The sequence below is a fragment of the Citrobacter youngae genome, from assembly GCF_003818115.1.
GTDB lineage: Bacteria > Pseudomonadota > Gammaproteobacteria > Enterobacterales > Enterobacteriaceae > Citrobacter > Citrobacter youngae.
Genome location: NZ_RPOI01000008.1, coordinates 183,485 through 199,352, shown reverse-complemented (window position 1 = coordinate 199,352; position 15,868 = coordinate 183,485). Strand labels below are relative to the sequence as shown.

13 protein-coding genes and 2 pseudogenes are annotated in these 15,868 nt (G+C 48.1%); 8 read left to right on the top strand and 7 right to left on the bottom strand.

Annotated elements, in window-relative coordinates; translation table 11 throughout:
• The first annotated feature begins 196 nt into the window (after window positions 1-196).
• From EHN13_RS07895 to ttcA, 3 genes and pseudogenes are all read left to right on the top strand, one after another.
• Window positions 197-577, top strand: a complete 381-nt coding sequence (locus EHN13_RS07895; protein WP_232034702.1) for a hypothetical protein — start codon at window positions 197-199, stop codon at window positions 575-577.
• Between the two features lie 514 nt (window positions 578-1,091).
• A pseudogene (locus EHN13_RS07890) lies at window positions 1,092-1,633 on the top strand (site-specific integrase); the annotation flags it as partial.
• Window positions 1,634-1,682: 49 nt separating this feature from the next.
• Window positions 1,683-2,618 (top strand): tRNA 2-thiocytidine(32) synthetase TtcA, encoded by a 936-nt coding sequence (gene ttcA, locus EHN13_RS07885; RefSeq protein ID WP_061067980.1) that lies wholly within the window; start codon window positions 1,683-1,685, stop codon window positions 2,616-2,618.
• A gap of 95 nt (window positions 2,619-2,713) precedes the next feature.
• Here the strand turns inward: ttcA and dbpA are convergent, their stop codons facing one another.
• The 4 genes from dbpA to EHN13_RS07865 all read right to left on the bottom strand — a co-directional run bounded on the left by dbpA (window position 2,714) and on the right by EHN13_RS07865 (window position 6,881).
• Complete coding sequence (dbpA, locus tag EHN13_RS07880; protein ID WP_101743332.1) at window positions 2,714-4,087, bottom strand: ATP-dependent RNA helicase DbpA; 1,374 nt, start codon at window positions 4,085-4,087, stop codon at window positions 2,714-2,716.
• Between the two features lie 28 nt (window positions 4,088-4,115).
• A complete protein-coding gene (gene ynaL, locus EHN13_RS24550; RefSeq protein ID WP_071887346.1) occupies window positions 4,116-4,298 on the bottom strand; it encodes a proline-rich small protein YnaL in 183 nt (60 codons plus the stop codon).
• Window positions 4,299-4,573: 275 nt separating this feature from the next.
• Entirely contained in the window at window positions 4,574-5,557 is a 984-nt protein-coding gene (zntB, locus tag EHN13_RS07870) for a zinc transporter ZntB (RefSeq protein WP_061067982.1), read from the bottom strand.
• Between the two features lie 157 nt (window positions 5,558-5,714).
• Window positions 5,715-6,881: a methyl-accepting chemotaxis protein gene (locus EHN13_RS07865; protein WP_232034715.1), complete on the bottom strand. Its 1,167-nt coding sequence runs from the start codon at window positions 6,879-6,881 to the stop codon at window positions 5,715-5,717.
• 411 nt (window positions 6,882-7,292) lie between these two features.
• Here EHN13_RS07865 and EHN13_RS07860 point away from each other — a divergent pair, with 411 nt between their 5' ends.
• Together EHN13_RS07860 and EHN13_RS07855 are read left to right on the top strand one after the other, a co-directional pair.
• On the top strand, window positions 7,293-9,407 hold the full coding sequence (locus tag EHN13_RS07860; protein WP_124021171.1) for a putative bifunctional diguanylate cyclase/phosphodiesterase: 2,115 nt from the start codon (window positions 7,293-7,295) through the stop codon (window positions 9,405-9,407).
• A 67-nt stretch (window positions 9,408-9,474) separates the two neighbouring features.
• A complete protein-coding gene (locus EHN13_RS07855; RefSeq protein WP_048211544.1) occupies window positions 9,475-10,707 on the top strand; it encodes a GGDEF domain-containing protein in 1,233 nt (410 codons plus the stop codon).
• Between the two features lie 12 nt (window positions 10,708-10,719).
• On the opposite strand, the gene smrA is transcribed toward EHN13_RS07855, so the two are convergent.
• Entirely contained in the window at window positions 10,720-11,283 is a 564-nt protein-coding gene (smrA, locus tag EHN13_RS07850) for a DNA endonuclease SmrA (protein ID WP_048211543.1), read from the bottom strand.
• A 197-nt stretch (window positions 11,284-11,480) separates the two neighbouring features.
• Between smrA and ogt the strand changes: the two genes are divergently transcribed.
• Both ogt and fnr read left to right on the top strand, forming a co-directional pair.
• Window positions 11,481-11,996: a methylated-DNA--[protein]-cysteine S-methyltransferase gene (ogt, locus tag EHN13_RS07845; RefSeq protein WP_048211542.1), complete on the top strand. Its 516-nt coding sequence runs from the start codon at window positions 11,481-11,483 to the stop codon at window positions 11,994-11,996.
• Between the two features lie 194 nt (window positions 11,997-12,190).
• Complete coding sequence (gene fnr / locus EHN13_RS07840) at window positions 12,191-12,943, top strand: fumarate/nitrate reduction transcriptional regulator Fnr (protein ID WP_003020397.1); 753 nt, start codon at window positions 12,191-12,193, stop codon at window positions 12,941-12,943.
• A 261-nt stretch (window positions 12,944-13,204) separates the two neighbouring features.
• Here the strand turns inward: fnr and EHN13_RS07835 are convergent, their stop codons facing one another.
• Together EHN13_RS07835 and EHN13_RS07830 are read right to left on the bottom strand one after the other, a co-directional pair.
• Window positions 13,205-13,504 carry an AzlD family protein gene (locus tag EHN13_RS07835; protein WP_061067985.1) on the bottom strand — a complete coding sequence of 100 codons (300 nt, stop codon included), beginning with the start codon at window positions 13,502-13,504 and terminating at the stop codon, window positions 13,205-13,207.
• Window positions 13,504-14,250: pseudogene (locus tag EHN13_RS07830) on the bottom strand (AzlC family ABC transporter permease). The gene EHN13_RS07835 and the pseudogene EHN13_RS07830 overlap by 1 nt, the downstream one beginning before the upstream one ends.
• A gap of 117 nt (window positions 14,251-14,367) precedes the next feature.
• Here EHN13_RS07830 and EHN13_RS07825 point away from each other — a divergent pair.
• Window positions 14,368-15,741 carry an aminotransferase-like domain-containing protein gene (locus EHN13_RS07825; protein WP_124021170.1) on the top strand — a complete coding sequence of 458 codons (1,374 nt, stop codon included), beginning with the start codon at window positions 14,368-14,370 and terminating at the stop codon, window positions 15,739-15,741.
• Window positions 15,742-15,868 lie beyond the last annotated feature (127 nt).

Genomic DNA, 15,868 nt, shown 5'->3' with positions numbered 1-15,868 from the left:
TCCGGATGCAGTTCTCTAATTGCAAAAGCAGAGAGAAATTCTGACGAACGTGCACAAAAATTTAGCAACGATGAACTATGCAAACATGCTCGTGAAGACGGAAATATGTATTACGCAAAGGCGAACGCAAAAGAAGTTGAACGCCGAAAAATAAAATACAATTAAAACATAAAGTTATAAATTAATGGTGATGAGTATGAAGATTAAATATCTGGCAGTCCTGGCAGCAGTTAGTGTTCTGGCTGGTTGCGTATCAGAAGAACAACGTCTCGCACAATGTGAGGCAAAGGGTGTTAGCCGTGATGTGTGTTACCAGGAAGAGAAAGCGTACTGGCGTAACTACCAGTCAAACATGGCTACATTGAATGCTTCAAATCAGCAAGCCGCTGCAATCCGTGAAGGAAATGAAATCAACCGCAAACATTACAAAAATGTTGATCAGAAAGCACAGGCAGCAAAAAAAGCAGGCGTGAAACACTGGAACGGCATGAAACTGGAAATGACACCGAACGGCCTTGTCGTTGATGGTAAGCCAGCAGCAACTGCTGAAGAAACAAAAGAAACTACAACTTACTAACAAGGATTGTATACATTTATCGCTTATAAAAACGGTAAGCTTGCTGTGATGGATGATAAAGGCGTATTTAAAGGTTATGCAAAGTAAGTAATCAAATTAATGTCTTTTGATTCAAGTTATGTCGCACACTAAACCTCGCATTGCGGGGTTTTTTATAAAAAGCCGCATACATTGTATTTAGAATTAATACTACGAAGTATCAATCCTGCTTACTTTCACACATATGCCCTTTTCTATTTTTCGCGGGTTTCGAATTTCTCAATAGCGACCTGTATAAGTTGGGTTGATTTTCCGATCTGCATCATTATTTGCCATTACAACCACTTAATCTGGTGAACCAACTATCACGGTTTGTTTCAGCTCAGTTCTGAGACAACATCAGACATAAAGATCCCCTTGTGCTAAAGGGGATTGTATCGCTTAGGTATTCTTATTCAGTGATGGGTATTATGTTTTACTGCGGTGCTTCTGAAGGGCCGACCCCATAAGGGTGCAGCAAAATGAAAGAGACATACACGGTGAGCTGGCCGCTCTGACTTGGGAAGATGTAGACATGGCGGTGGGTACTGTCAAAGTCTGCCGCAACCTGACCATCATTGGGACTTTCGAACCACCAAAGACAGATGCCGGGATCAGGACGATAAAACTACTGGAGCCAGCACTGGATGCGCTCAAAGTTCAGCGCGAAATGACTGCACGACAACCCAGGACAAAAATAGTGTTCCACCATAGAGAGTACGGTAAGACTGAAAACCAACGCGTACACTTTTTATGCCCCGGATGCGAAAAGAAGAGCAAAAACCTTACTACTCTATGAGTAGCATCGGTGCGAGTTGGAACGCCGCTGTAAAACGTGCTGGTATTCGTCGCCGTAATCCGTACCATACGCGGCATACTTTTGCCTGCTGGCTATTATCGGCTGGAGCGAACCCATCATTTATAGCTAATCAGATGGGGCATGAAAACGTGCAAATGGTGTACGAAGTCTACAGTACATGGATTGAAGAAATGAATGGCGATCAGGTTGCAATGTTGAATAACAAACTAGCCCTGTGATGGAAGTTTGCCCCTTATATGCCCCTTTTGTTTTTTGAGAACAGTAAGAATGCAAGATAATCAACAAGTTACAAAGAAAGAACAATACAACCTGAACAAATTACAGAAACGCCTGCGTCGTAACGTAGGTGAAGCTATTGCCGATTTCAATATGATCGAAGACGGCGATCGCATTATGGTGTGTCTTTCCGGTGGGAAAGATAGCTACACCATGCTGGAAATCCTGCGAAATTTGCAGCAAAGCGCCCCAATCAGTTTCTCTTTGGTCGCCGTAAATTTGGATCAAAAACAACCGGGCTTCCCGGAGCACATCCTGCCGGAGTATCTGGAACAACTGGGTGTTGAGTATAAAATTGTCGAAGAAAATACCTACGGGATCGTCAAAGATAAAATTCCTGAAGGCAAAACGACCTGCTCTCTCTGTTCTCGTCTGCGCCGCGGCATTTTGTACCGCACGGCAACCGAATTAGGCGCCACCAAAATTGCGCTCGGACACCATCGCGACGACATCCTGCAAACGCTGTTTTTAAATATGTTCTACGGCGGGAAAATGAAAGGCATGCCGCCGAAGCTGATGAGCGATGATGGTAAGCATATTGTGATCCGTCCGCTGGCCTATTGCCGCGAAAAAGATATCGAGCGCTTCTCTGAAGCGAAAGGTTTCCCAATTATTCCGTGCAACCTGTGTGGTTCACAGCCTAACCTGCAACGTCAGGTGATCGCTGATATGCTGCGTGACTGGGACAAGCGCTATCCAGGTCGTATTGAAACGATGTTCAGTGCGATGCAGAATGTGGTGCCTTCTCACCTGAGCGATATTAATCTGTTCGATTTTAAAGGCATCAAACACGGCTCAGAAGTGGTAGATGGCGGTGATCTGGCATTCGATCGTGAAGAGATCCCACTGCAACCAGCAGGCTGGCAGCCGGAAGAAGATGAAAACCAGTTAGATGAGTTGCGTCTGAACGTGGTGGAAGTGAAGTAATAGAGAGGATGCCGTATCCGGCCTACTGGACAAGGTATTACGTCAGTACCAGTAGGCCTGATAAGCGGAACGCCATCAGGCATTCCTACGGGCATTTATTTTAATAAACGAACCCGGCAGTTCTTACCTTTGATCTTACCGTTCTGCAGTTGCTTCCACGCTTTATGTGCCACAGACTGGCGAACGGCCACGTAGACATGCGCCGGATGAACGGCAATCTTGCCGATATCTGCCCCGTCCAGACCAATATCTCCGGTCAACGCCCCTAATACATCACCAGGCCGCATTTTAGCTTTTTTACCGCCATCGATGCACAGTGTTGCCATCTCAGCCTCCAGCGGCAGAATTGAACCATTACCCGGTGCGAGCAGCCAGTTCAGCTTCAGTTGCAGCATCTCGGACAAAATATTGGCACGTTGCGCTTCTTCCGGCGCACAGAAGCTAATCGCCAGGCCACTGTTACCCGCACGGGCAGTACGTCCAATACGGTGTACATGAACTTCCGGATCCCATGCCAGTTCAAAGTTAACCACCAGCTCGAGCGATTTAATATCCAGGCCACGCGCCGCCACATCGGTGGCAACCAGAACACGAGCACTGCCGTTGGCAAAACGTACGAGCGTCTGGTCCCGATCGCGTTGCTCAAGATCGCCATGAAGCGATAATGCGCTTTGCCCGGCTGCGTTCAGTGCATCACAAACAGCCTGACAATCTTTTTTGGTGTTACAGAAAACCACACATGATGCCGGCTGATGCTGGCTAAGTAATTTTTGCAACAGCGGAATTTTGCCGTGTGAGGAGATTTCAAAGAATTGTTGTTCAATCGCTGGCAACGCATCGACTGTATCAATCTCAATCGTTAACGGATTGTTCTGCACGCGACCACTGATCGCGGCAATCGCTTCCGGCCAGGTTGCGGAAAACAGCAATGTCTGACGTGACGCTGGCGCAAAGCGGATTACGTCATCAATTGCATCACTAAATCCCATATCCAGCATCCGGTCGGCTTCATCCATCACCAGCGTATTCAACGCATCAAGGGAGACGGTGCCTTTTTGCAGGTGGTCGAGTAAACGCCCCGGCGTGGCAACAATAATATGTGGGGCATGTTGCAGAGAATCACGCTGTGCGCCAAAGGGCTGGCCACCGCACAGCGTCAAAATTTTGGTATTTGGCAGAAAACGCGCCAAACGACGCAATTCACCGGCGACCTGGTCAGCCAGTTCGCGGGTTGGGCACAGCACCAGCGACTGAGTCTGAAACAGCGCAGCATCAATGTGTTGTAACAGGCCAAGACCAAACGCGGCCGTTTTGCCACTGCCGGTTTTTGCCTGCACACGAACATCTTTTCCTGCCAGGATTGCCGGCAACGCAGCGGCCTGAACAGGCGTCATTTCAAGATAACCCAGCTCATTAAGATTCTCGAGTTGGGCGGCAGGCAAAACATTCAGGGTTGAAAAAGCGGTCACAATTTAATCTCGCGGTAAAAACTCACATTCAGCAGGCGCGTATCCTCGCAGATCTGCGCCCGTGATGCGACAATTTAATCGGCTCTTCATCCGGTGACGGGTCCGGCATAGGTTGCGGACGAGGTATGGAGTCGGGAATCGGAACCGGGTCGGTGGGAACAGTATCGGAATGTGGACGTTGCAACTGCAACGGGGCGAATAAGCAGGTCATATTACCCTCCAGTGAGTCAGACTGACCCTTTTAGGGTAGACGCTGGTTTCCTGCAGGCAAAAAAAAGCCGACTAATCTAAGTCGGCGTCGTACGAATCAATTGTGCTATGCAGTAATTCAAAAAAGGAAGTAAGACAATATGGAGCGCAACGCCCATCGCTTGACGTTGCATTCACCTGCGAGAGAGATATTGCCCCGAATAGGTAGATGGTTTATTGACCTCGCTCAAAAACTTCGCCGTTTTCACTCACGAAAGTCGATGAAAAACGTAGTTGTTACAACCATTTACTACGATGCAACCATAAAGTAACACCACCAATCAGGACAACTAACAGAATACAGAATAGCGAAAAACCAAACTGCCAGCCGCCACCGGGAATCCCCCCGAGATTGACGCCAAACAGTCCGGTTAAAAATGTGCTGGGCAGAAAAACCATTGCCATCAACGACATGGTATAGGTTCTTCGCGCCAGAGATTCCTGCATAACCTGAGCAATTTCATCCGCCATAATGCCCGTCCGGGCGATGCATGCGTCGATCTCATCCAACCCTCTTCCCAATCTGTCGGCGATATCCTGCATCCGACGTCGGTGATCGTCAGTCATCCACGGTAAACGTTCACTGGCCAGGCGCGCATAAACATCGCGCTGAGGGGCCATATAGCGCCGCATGACTATCAGTTGTTTGCGCAGCAATGCCAGAAAACCGCGAGGCGGGATCTGCTGATCCAACAGGTTGTCTTCCAGATCGATAATTTTGTCATGCAATTGTTCGATAAACTCACTGGCATGATCGGTTAAGGCATCACAAACATCCACAAGCCAGCTACCACAGTCAGACGGTCCCGTCCCTTCCTGCAAGTCACTTACCACATCATCCAGTGCCAGCACTTTACGCTGACGTGTTGAGACAATCAGGCGTTCATCCATATATAAGCGCATGGCGACAAGCTGGTCAGGGCGTTCGTCGGTGCTGCCATTAATACAGCGTAACGTAATCAGCGTCCCTTCCCCGACCCGGCTTACGCGCGGGCGAGTACTTTCTCCCGCCAGTGCATCACGCACATTATTAGGAAGCAGAGGCGTTGTCGCCAGCCATTGCGCGCTATCAGAATGGGTGTAATTAAGATGCAGCCAGCACGGATGCGCACTGTCGATAACATCGTTGTCTTCCAGCGGTTTCACGCCACCGCGACCATCCAGCAGCCAGGCAAACACGGCATCCGGCACATTAACTTCGGTTCCCTTAATGGCTTCCACAGCGCCTCCATAAACATTCAAACTTTTTGTTAGTCTAGTCTTCAGTATATGTTAAGCAATATCGCATTGTCCCATTATGCTGAAATGATTCATAAAAGTGTTCAAGAAAATAAAAAGCGCCGACGGGTTCGGCGCTGTGGCGAACAGATGTTGAATCTTAATATGAAGAACTGCATTTAACCCGTTGACGTAGTCCGGAGACAGGAGAATCTCGATGCAAGATCGTGGTTGTTTCGACAGACAGATTTTTACTTAAGCGAAATTTATGTGTGCGTGACAGAAGATCATTCACCTGACTTTTCAGGATACCGGACGAATCAGATAACTCATCGACCATGCTGACATTACTTTGCGTCACGTTTTCCAGTTCGGCAAGAGCCTGGGTAATTCTGGTGATCCCGTTTTCCTGTTCCCGTGTGGTTGTTAATATCTCCGCCATCAGCTGATTTAATTGCCCTGCACCACCCACAATATCCTGCATGTTTTTTTCGGCTTCACGTACAACCGCCGCACCCTGCTGGACATTGTGATGCGTTTCATCGATAAGCCGTTTAATACTTTTTGCCGCTTCTGCGCTACGATGTGCCAATATTCTCACTTCACCTGCAACGACAGAAAAACCTTTGCCATGTTCACCAGCCCTCGCCGCCTCAACCGCCGCATTCAATGCCAGAATATTCGTCTGGAATGCAATACCATCTATTAACGCGATAATTTCAGTCATCTGCTGAGCGCAGTCGGTGATCGAGCGCATATTGGTGGCGACCTGCACCATTAAATCGCCCCCCTGGCGAGCAGATTGTGTCGCAATATTTGCCTGGGCGCTCGCCATGTGCGTATTGTCTGCATTATTGCGCGTACTAACCGCTATCTCATCCATATTCGCAGCTGTTTGCATTAACGCGCCAGACTGCTGTTCCGTTTTTACTGACAGTTCAGCGCTACGCTCCGCGAGTTGTTCAGAAAGCGTCATCACGGTCCGCGAAGAGGATCTGATCTCACTGACTAACGTGGAAATATTACTCGCCAGACTGTTAATTCCCGGAATAAGTCTGCCAGCACAATTATTACCGAACTCAGGAATACTCATTGCCAGATTCCCTGCAGTCACCTCTTCAATGCTTTCTTTTACCGTATTAATCGGCACGACGAGATATTTTATCATATACCACCATAAATATAATAGTGAAATAGTACAAACCACATCAGTGCCAATAATGACATTAAATCCTGCAGATAATATTACCTCTACGATATTGAGGGCCACTACGGTACATACCAGAAATAAAGTAATAAACGTCCTGACGCTTATATTATTTAACATTTTAATCCTGCCTGCCAAAGAATAACGCGGAGTATTATTTTTTATAGCACCTGCAATGCAGATTGCCATTCCGCGATACCGAAAGTTCCACTTTCAAAGAGAGCATGCCGCCTTTTCACTTAAAGCACACTATCGCACCACCAGTTTACATTAGTTTGGTTATTTATCCCGCATAAGCTGGCGTTCACGCCAGTTGCCAGACTATTGTCACCCAGTGCACAATGCGAACAAAAATACGCCAAATCATAAACTCGGTGAATGTTTTCATAAGCAAACATCACGTACTCCACCGTTATAGCGGCTCAGACTAATACTGCTGACAGGAAACTAAGAACGCGCCTGGTTTTACCAGGTTAACTGGACAGAATCTGCTAGATTTATCATCACGGTTTTTTATCGATGGGTAGTAAGATGTTGCACGTGTCATGGGACCCTGTACTGATTGGGATTTCCTTTATTGTCGCATTCATTGCTTCGTTTATTGCCCTCGATAGCGCAGGGAAAGTGGCGATCTCTAATCGTCGGGAATCGACTTTCTGGCGTTTATCTGGCGGGGCAACGCTGGGGATGGGGATCTGGTCGATGCATTTTATTGGCATGCTGGCCATGAAAATGAGTATGCCAATTAATTATCACTTTTCACTCACGGCATTTTCTTTTTTGATCGCACTCATTTCCGCGACGCTTGCCATCAATATTGCGATATCAGGTCAAACGCTTTCGACCAGGCGGCTTATTGTTGCAACAAGCCTATTAAGCACCGGTGTTGTGACCATGCACTACGTTGGCATGGTCGCTATCGTTGAACATGTTGCTATCCGCTGGCAGTTCTCACTTATTTTGCTTTCCGTGGTCATTGCCATTATCGCGTCAGGGATCGGCCTGTGGTTAGCTTTTCATTTGCGGCAAAATACCCGACGCGCATTAATAAACCGACTTATTGCCGCTTTGGTAATGGCGCTGGCGATCGCCTCAATGCATTACACCGGGATGGGGGCGGCCACCTTCACGCATTTCGGTCACACTGCGCATGATGGACTGAGCACGCTGGAACTCTCTATCTGGGTCTGCGCCGTCACGCTGGTGATTCTGGGTATTATGCTGGTCATTTCGATGGTGGATTCTCAGCTACGCACCTCAAGACTGGCCGATAATCTGCATCAACTGAACTGCCAGCTTGAGCACCAGGTCCACTTCGATGCGCTGACCGGCCTTGCCAATCGAACGCAAATAGACGTCTGCTTACAGACCTGCCTGCGTCATTCCAAACTGCATCAACAACACTTCGCCCTGGTCTTTATCGACCTTGATCGATTCAAAATCGTAAACGACACCTGGGGCCATCACATTGGCGATCAGTTGCTTATCTCCAGCACACAACGCATATACAACTGCCTTGAGGACACCATGACGCTGGCGAGGCTGGGTGGTGATGAATTTATCCTGCTGGTGCCAAACAGCAACCGGGAAGCAATTTCAGTGCTGATGACCCGTATTGCCAGCGCCGTCAAAGAACCTTTTACACTGTTTGGACATACCATTCGCGTTTCGTTAAGCGCGGGAAGCAGTCTTTATCCCGAACACGGCTCAACGTTACATGAGCTAAAAGTTAAAGCCGATACTGCGATGTATCATGTCAAACAGGCTGGCAGAAACGGCTGGGCGATTTATACCCCAGAGATGGAGGCTATCGCCGATACGCCGCCAACGTTCTTGCAGGAACTGTCGCAAGCGCTTGAGCGGAATCAATTTGAATTATGGTATCAACCTAAATATACCGCCGGGGATCGCTCTCTGACGGGTTTTGAGGCGTTGTTACGCTGGCATCATCCTGAACGCGGCATTCTGCTGCCGGCTGAATTCCTGCCCGCACTTGAAGAAACAGGCCTGATTATTCCTGTCGGCACCTGGGTTCTCCAGCAGGCATGCGGTCAGTTATATCAATGGAAGTCACAAGGCCACACGGAGTGGACCCTTGCCGTTAATCTGTCACCAGCCCAGTTTGAACAACCTGATATTGTCGATATAGTCTGCAACGCCCTGGCACAATATCAGCTTTCACCAGCACATCTCACGCTGGAACTGACTGAAAGTACGGCACTTAAAAATTTAAAACGCAGCGTAGAAGTCCTGAACGCGTTTGCCGATTTGGGGATCACCGTTTCTATTGATGATTTTGGCACCGGTTATTCAAATATATTGATGCTGAAATCACTTCCGGCACGAGAATTAAAAATCGACAGAATATTTGTCAAAGATATTAGTGAGAACAGCAAAAATACAAAAATCGTGTCTACTATTATAGACATAGCGCACTCTATGAATATGCGCGTTGTGGCAGAGGGTATAGAGACCCAGGAGCAGGAAACGCTGTTAACCCAGATGGGCTGCGGTGTGCTGCAAGGCTTCCTGTATGCGAAACCGCTGCCAGCACATAAAATCTATGACTTGATACAAACTGAAAACGCCACAAAAGTAAAACCAACGGTACAACCCTTGTCTCGCCGACAATCAATAACATTGTGAGATTGCATAATTAAAAAAATTCGCCAATAAACCGGCAACACAGCATATGAAGATAACGGGATTATCGATGAGCATAAACGAGCTGCATTCACTGGATTTATTAACCATTCCGGTCTGGATCGTTTCGCCACATACCGAAGAACTGGTGTTCGCCAATACCGTTGCACGGGAACTGATGCAGGCCCCGTGTTTCCCCCCTCTCAGAAAAGGCACATTCTCCACGCACGCACAAAATGATTTACCTATGTATCTCAGTGATTTGCGAAATCATCATGACATTGTAGAGATACTCACGGTTTACCGCGAAAGCGAGGAAATCGCGCTGGCCTGTCGTTTGTCCATCAGGACGCTTCAGGATATAGGTGATGTTATCCTCTATGAAGGCATTGAAACACCGACAGCGCAAGGTCTGAAAGCCAGCCGCTCTGCCACCTATCAGCGGAAAAAACAAGGATTCTATGCCCGTTTTTTCCAGACTAACTCAGCACCCATGTTGCTTATTGATCCGTCACGCGACGGATTGATTGTGGATGCAAATCTCAGTGCCCTGAATTTCTATGGCTATGATCATGACGTGATGTGTCAGAAGCATACCTGGGAAATCAATATGCTGGGGCGCCATATATTGCCGATAATGCATAAAATTGCGCATCTTCCTGGTGGCCATAAGCCCTTACATTTTGTCCACAGACTTGCCGATGGAAGCACCCGTCACGTACAAACCTATGCCGGTCCTATCGAAATCTACGGCAATAAGCTGATGCTGTGCATTGTTCACGATATTACCGAGCAAAAACGTCTGGAACTGGAACTGGAACGCGCCGCCTTGCATGACGCTTTAACCGGATTACTCAACCGGCGGCATTTTTATCAGATAACTGAGCCAGCGCAGACACACACAACATCGTTAACGCAGGATTACAGTTTGCTGCTAATCGACACCGACCGGTTTAAAAGCATCAACGATCTTTTCGGGCATTTAAAAGGGGATGATGTACTTTGCGCGTTGGCACGCACCCTGGAATCCTGTGCAAGAAAAGACGATCTGGTTTTTCGTTGGGGGGGAGAAGAGTTTGTACTGCTTTTGCCACGCACGTCTTTAGATGCAGCACTTAATCTCGCTGAAGTAATACGCGCGACGGTAGCCAAGGTGAGCCTCCCTGGCCTTCCCCGCTTTACTGTCAGTATTGGTGTGGCGCGACACGAAGCCAATGAAAGTATTGATGAGTTATTTAAACGCGTGGACGACGCATTGTACAAAGCCAAAAATGAAGGCAGAAACAGAGTGCTGGCTGCCTGATGACTACCCTGTCTAGCGACTACGTTTAGCGTGGCGTTCCCAGTTCTCCTGTTTCGCCAGCGCCGTTTTACGTAACGCCACATAACATGCCCCGCTGCCGCCATGATGCGGCAGTGCGGTGCAGAAAGCCTGCACATCATCAAACTCCGTTAACCAACGCGCGACGTAGCTACGAACGATGTTGGCATGGGAGTTATCATCACGCCCCTTGCCGTGAATCACCAGGACGTTGCGCAACCCATCCTGCTGCGCCTGTAAAATAAAGCTAAATAGCATCTGGCGGCAGGTTTCAACGGGCTGTCGCACAAGATTAAGGCTTGCTTGTTGCGGATATTTCCCGGTGCGCAGCTTGTCAGTCACGCCATGCTGTAACCCTTCACGACGAAACTCCAGCGGAACGCTCAGCGGGACGATATCCAGAAAACCTGTCGAGAGAAAGTTATCCAGCTGCAGTGTATCAATACGTGCCGGAGCGCGAAGATTACGCGTTGGCTGCCAGTGAACATCGGCGCATCCCTTCAGTGGTTGAACATCCCCCATGGCGTCAAGAAACAGCGATGCATCATCATGGTTCATGTTTCATCCTCCAGCGATTTTACGACGGTCATTATCATAACCGCGCACTATTATACCGACAACGGTTTACGGTTATTTCCAATAACGCACCGTTCGACATTCCTTTACCTCCACAAGTTAAGATCCGTTTTTGGGGGTATAGAAACGACTATCACTGACATGATAATGTGTAACCCCGCCTGTAATGAGAAAAACGGATGCTGAACTTACTTGAAGACATCATTGCAACACCCCTGGGCCCGTTGTGGGTAATTTGTGATGAGCAATTTCGCCTGCGTGCGGTTGAATGGGATCAACATCGCGATCGTATGGAGCAATTACTCGATATTCATTATCGTTCCGAGGGTTATCAGCGTATTGCTGCCAAAAACCCCGGAGGGCTAAGCGATAAGCTGGCAGAGTATTTTGCGGGAAATCTCAGCATTATAGATACGCTTGAAACCGCAACAGCGGGAACCCCTTTCCAACGCGAGGTCTGGAAAGCGTTACGTTCTATCCCCTGCGGGCAGGTCATGCATTATGGACAACTGGCTGAACAACTGGGGCGCCCCGGTGCCGCCAGAGCCGTTGGTGCGGCTAATGGTTCCAATCCTGTCAGCATCGTCGTCCCGTGCCACCGCGTGATTGGACGGAATGGCACAATGACTGGCTATGCGGGTGGCGTGCAGCGAAAAGAGTGGTTATTGCGCCATGAAGGCTATCTGTTACTCTAGAATCCAGGCAATTAATGCCTTATTCATCACACTTCCACACAATGCATCCCCAAATAAAGTGCGGTTAATCAGACAGATACAAACATTCAACTCGCTTATGCCTGAATTATTCTCTATTGGGAGTAGCTCAGGCTTACGTGCTCACCAAAAAGATGTTAAAATTGACAAATATCAATTACGGCTTGAGCAGACCTATGATCCCGGAAAAGCGAATTATACGGCGCATTCAGTCTGGCGGTTGTGCTATCCATTGCCAGGATTGCAGCATCAGCCAGCTTTGCATCCCGTTCACACTTAACGAGCATGAGCTTGACCAGCTCGATAACATTATCGAGCGCAAAAAGCCTATCCAAAAGGGGCAGACGCTCTTTAAAGCAGGTGACGAGCTTAAGTCACTCTATGCTATCCGTTCCGGAACGATAAAAAGCTATACCATTACCGAACAAGGCGATGAGCAAATCACCGGTTTCCACTTAGCGGGCGACCTGGTTGGTTTTGACGCGATTGGCAGCGGTCACCACCCAAGCTTTGCCCAGGCGCTGGAAACGTCAATGGTATGCGAAATTCCTTTCGAAACCCTGGATGACCTGTCCGGTAAAATGCCGAACCTGCGTCAACAGATGATGCGTCTGATGAGTGGCGAAATCAAAGGCGACCAGGACATGATCCTGCTGTTGTCGAAGAAGAATGCTGAAGAGCGCCTGGCGGCCTTTATCTACAATCTGTCCCGCCGTTTTGCCCAGCGAGGCTTCTCTCCGCGCGAATTCCGTCTGACAATGACCCGTGGCGATATCGGTAATTACCTCGGCCTGACGGTTGAAACCATTAGCCGCCTGCTGGGTCGCTTCCAGAAAAGCGGTATGCTGGCGGTGAAAGGTAAATATATCACTATTGAGAATAGCGACGCGCTGGCCGTCCTTGCTGGCCACACGCGTAACGTTGCGTAACCTTCTCAGTTAACCTTCTGTCAAATTGCTAAATTACCCCAATTTAATGGTTTGGCAGAAGGCTCTTCTGCTCTGATTTAATTAAAATATAAAAACTATAAGTGTACTCAATATAAATATTCCCATCATTAATGCTGTCACAATAACTACGGTTAAAAACTCTTTCCTGCCTGGTAGCATAAAAAGCCTCTGAGGTGATTCAATATAATAACCAAACTATTCCATGGTCAGACATTTACTTCTGTAAATAATCCAATATTCTCAGCCAAGATAATGACGCAGGATAGCAGCGGTCAGCACACCAATAGCAACGGTGACAGGCATAGGAAAACGTAAAGCGGCGATCAGTGTTAAACCTAATGCGATAAGATCGGCAGGGTTTCCGGACGCAAAATAAGGTGCGATAAATGCCAGCATGACGCATCCTGGCGATGATTTAAGAACGGCCATCGATCTGGGGGATAACACCCGGTTGCGCAATATCATGTACGACGCAATACGTGTCGCATAGGTGGTCAGGGCCATCAGGAGGATGGCGAACAGCGTTTGCTGGTCCGGCATTATTTATCCCCCTGCAACCATGCAACCACTAATCCCACCAACGGACCTGCCATGACATACCAAACACCGGGGACATAATGATAAACCGCAACCGCAACAATCAGGCTGGCAAACCACGGTATCGCTTTGCGAAAACCGCTCCACATGCCCCTGACAAGCACAAGGAATACAGCGGGAAAAGCCATATCAAAACCGTAACGATGAACATCGCCAAGCACAGGGCCGATTAACGCGCCTAACGTGGTACAACCTACCCACATAATATAAAAAGAAAAAGAAGCGGCTAAATAATAAGGCATACTAAAATGAGGAACATTATTAATGCTTCTTTTATATGCATCACTATAACTTAACGCCCAACTTTCATCAGTCATAAAAAAAAGTGCAGGTAAAACTTTACGCTTAGAAAAACGCATCAACAGCGGAACAAGAGTTGCCCCCATCAGAATATGTCAGCTATTAACCAGGAATGTAACTGCCATAATAAGAAAAATATGGGGAGGTGAAGTCCAGATTTGTATTGCTGCAAATTCAGATCCACCAGCAAAATTTAATCCCGTCATTAGCGGAACAGCTAAACCATTGAGTCCTTTATGGCTGGCCTGGGCCCCCAAAACCAGAGCAAAAGGAATCACGCCAAGTAAAACGGGAAAACCGTCTTTCAACCCACGGACAACGTCTTTTCTAATACTATCAATAGCTGTCGGATCATCTGCAGATCCTGCGCCATCTATACTTTCACTCATACTTTTCACACTCATACCCGATGCCTGTTCTGACCCATTTTGATACTGGCGTCAGAATAGAATGTGTGACACTATTAGTAAATATAAATAGTGTCACATTACACTTATGGTGAACCGATGCGTGAGCGTTCTCCCTGGCAGCCGAGACTGTCCAGCAATGCGACATCTCCAACAGAACAATTAGTTGAGGCCCTGGCCGAAGATATCCTTTCAGGATCGCTTCAGCATGGCACCCGCTTACCAGCCCACCGTAATTTAGCGGACACATTGGGTATCGGGCTTGGCACCGTAACGAAAGCCTATGGGATCCTTGAGAAACGTGGACTTGTCAGAAGTGTGAAAGGAAGCGGGATGTTTGTGGCACTAGCAAATTCGCGTGGTCAGACCGTCATCGATTTGTCGCAAAATACCCCCCCGGCTGCGCTAAGCTCGCGTTCACTCAGCGCGACACTTTCGGCAATCGCTCGCCGTCCGGATATGGACATGTTCAACACCTACGCGCCAGCAGCCGGCCATGACGAACACCGTCGCCTGATGGCTCGCTGGTTCAACAGGCTGGGAATGCCCGCTGATTATCGCCAACTCATTATTACCAGCGGAGCGCAACATGCGCTTTCAGTGGCGTTATCAACGGTATGCGAACCTTTTGGGACACTTTATGTGGAGGCGCAAACGTATTCCGGACTGATCCAACTTTCACGGCTATTAAAACTGAGACTGGTTGGCATTCCGATGGATGACGAAGGGATGGATGTTTCAGTATTGGAGAAAATGCTGGATGCCAGCGATGACAAACGCAGTGCGGTATATGTCACTCCCCTGCTACAAAGCCCTTCGACGCGCATAATGAGTCTTGCCCGGCGAAAAGACCTGATACGCGTTTGCCATGCAAACGCATTATTTATTATCGAAGATGATGTCTATCGACTCACCCGTAATATTGAACTCCCACAAATTGCCCGATTAGCACCGGATATCACTTTATATGTAAATAGCTTATCTAAAATACTGAACCCCACGTTACGCATCGGCGGACTTCTGCTGCCTGAACAGCTATATTCCCGAGCTGAATCCATGCTCAGAGCAACGGCAATGATGGTTTCCCCGATAAGTTGCGCGATCATGGAGCAATGGTTACTTGATGGTACTGCGGAAACCGTAACCTCTGCGATAGAACACGAAACAGTTCGCCGCTATGAATTAGCCTTTTCTATTTTAGGTGAGCATCTTTATCGCTCCGGGCATCCCAGCTTTCACCTCTGGTTGCCACTGGCTCGCGAAAGCGTACAACCGTTCTACGAAGCAGCCTTAGCGGCAGGGATCAAAGTTACCTCACCCGTATCAACGGAGGTCAACCCGTTATCCGAGCAGTCAGGTATCCGACTGTGCATTGGTGGGCCGGAGATCGAACAACTTCACCGGGCACTCTTAACTCTTAAAGAGATTGCCGGGCAGTTGAAACGTCCATACGTCCAAACTTTTTCCGTGTAGCGCGCAAGCACAATAGAAACAACGGAAAATGGTTTAAATTGAGCGGGATGTGGGGAAAAGCTGGAGATTTCCCCAGTTTATTGATCTGGCAAGAGGTTCTCCCCTGTTTCAATCCACATTATTGGGT

Coding starts and splice junctions, on each gene's coding strand:
- EHN13_RS07895 (WP_232034702.1), top strand. CDS start 197: ATGAAGATTAAATATCTGGCAGTCCTGGCAGCAGTTAGTGTTCTGGCT.
- ynaL (WP_071887346.1), bottom strand. CDS start 4,298: ATGACCTGCTTATTCGCCCCGTTGCAGTTGCAACGTCCACATTCCGAT.
- EHN13_RS07825 (WP_124021170.1), top strand. CDS start 14,368: ATGCGTGAGCGTTCTCCCTGGCAGCCGAGACTGTCCAGCAATGCGACA.
- fnr (WP_003020397.1), top strand. CDS start 12,191: ATGATCCCGGAAAAGCGAATTATACGGCGCATTCAGTCTGGCGGTTGT.
- EHN13_RS07835 (WP_061067985.1), bottom strand. CDS start 13,504: ATGCCGGACCAGCAAACGCTGTTCGCCATCCTCCTGATGGCCCTGACC.
- EHN13_RS07860 (WP_124021171.1), top strand. CDS start 7,293: ATGTTGCACGTGTCATGGGACCCTGTACTGATTGGGATTTCCTTTATT.
- EHN13_RS07865 (WP_232034715.1), bottom strand. CDS start 6,881: ATGTTAAATAATATAAGCGTCAGGACGTTTATTACTTTATTTCTGGTA.
- EHN13_RS07855 (WP_048211544.1), top strand. CDS start 9,475: ATGAGCATAAACGAGCTGCATTCACTGGATTTATTAACCATTCCGGTC.
- ogt (WP_048211542.1), top strand. CDS start 11,481: ATGCTGAACTTACTTGAAGACATCATTGCAACACCCCTGGGCCCGTTG.
- smrA (WP_048211543.1), bottom strand. CDS start 11,283: ATGAACCATGATGATGCATCGCTGTTTCTTGACGCCATGGGGGATGTT.
- ttcA (WP_061067980.1), top strand. CDS start 1,683: ATGCAAGATAATCAACAAGTTACAAAGAAAGAACAATACAACCTGAAC.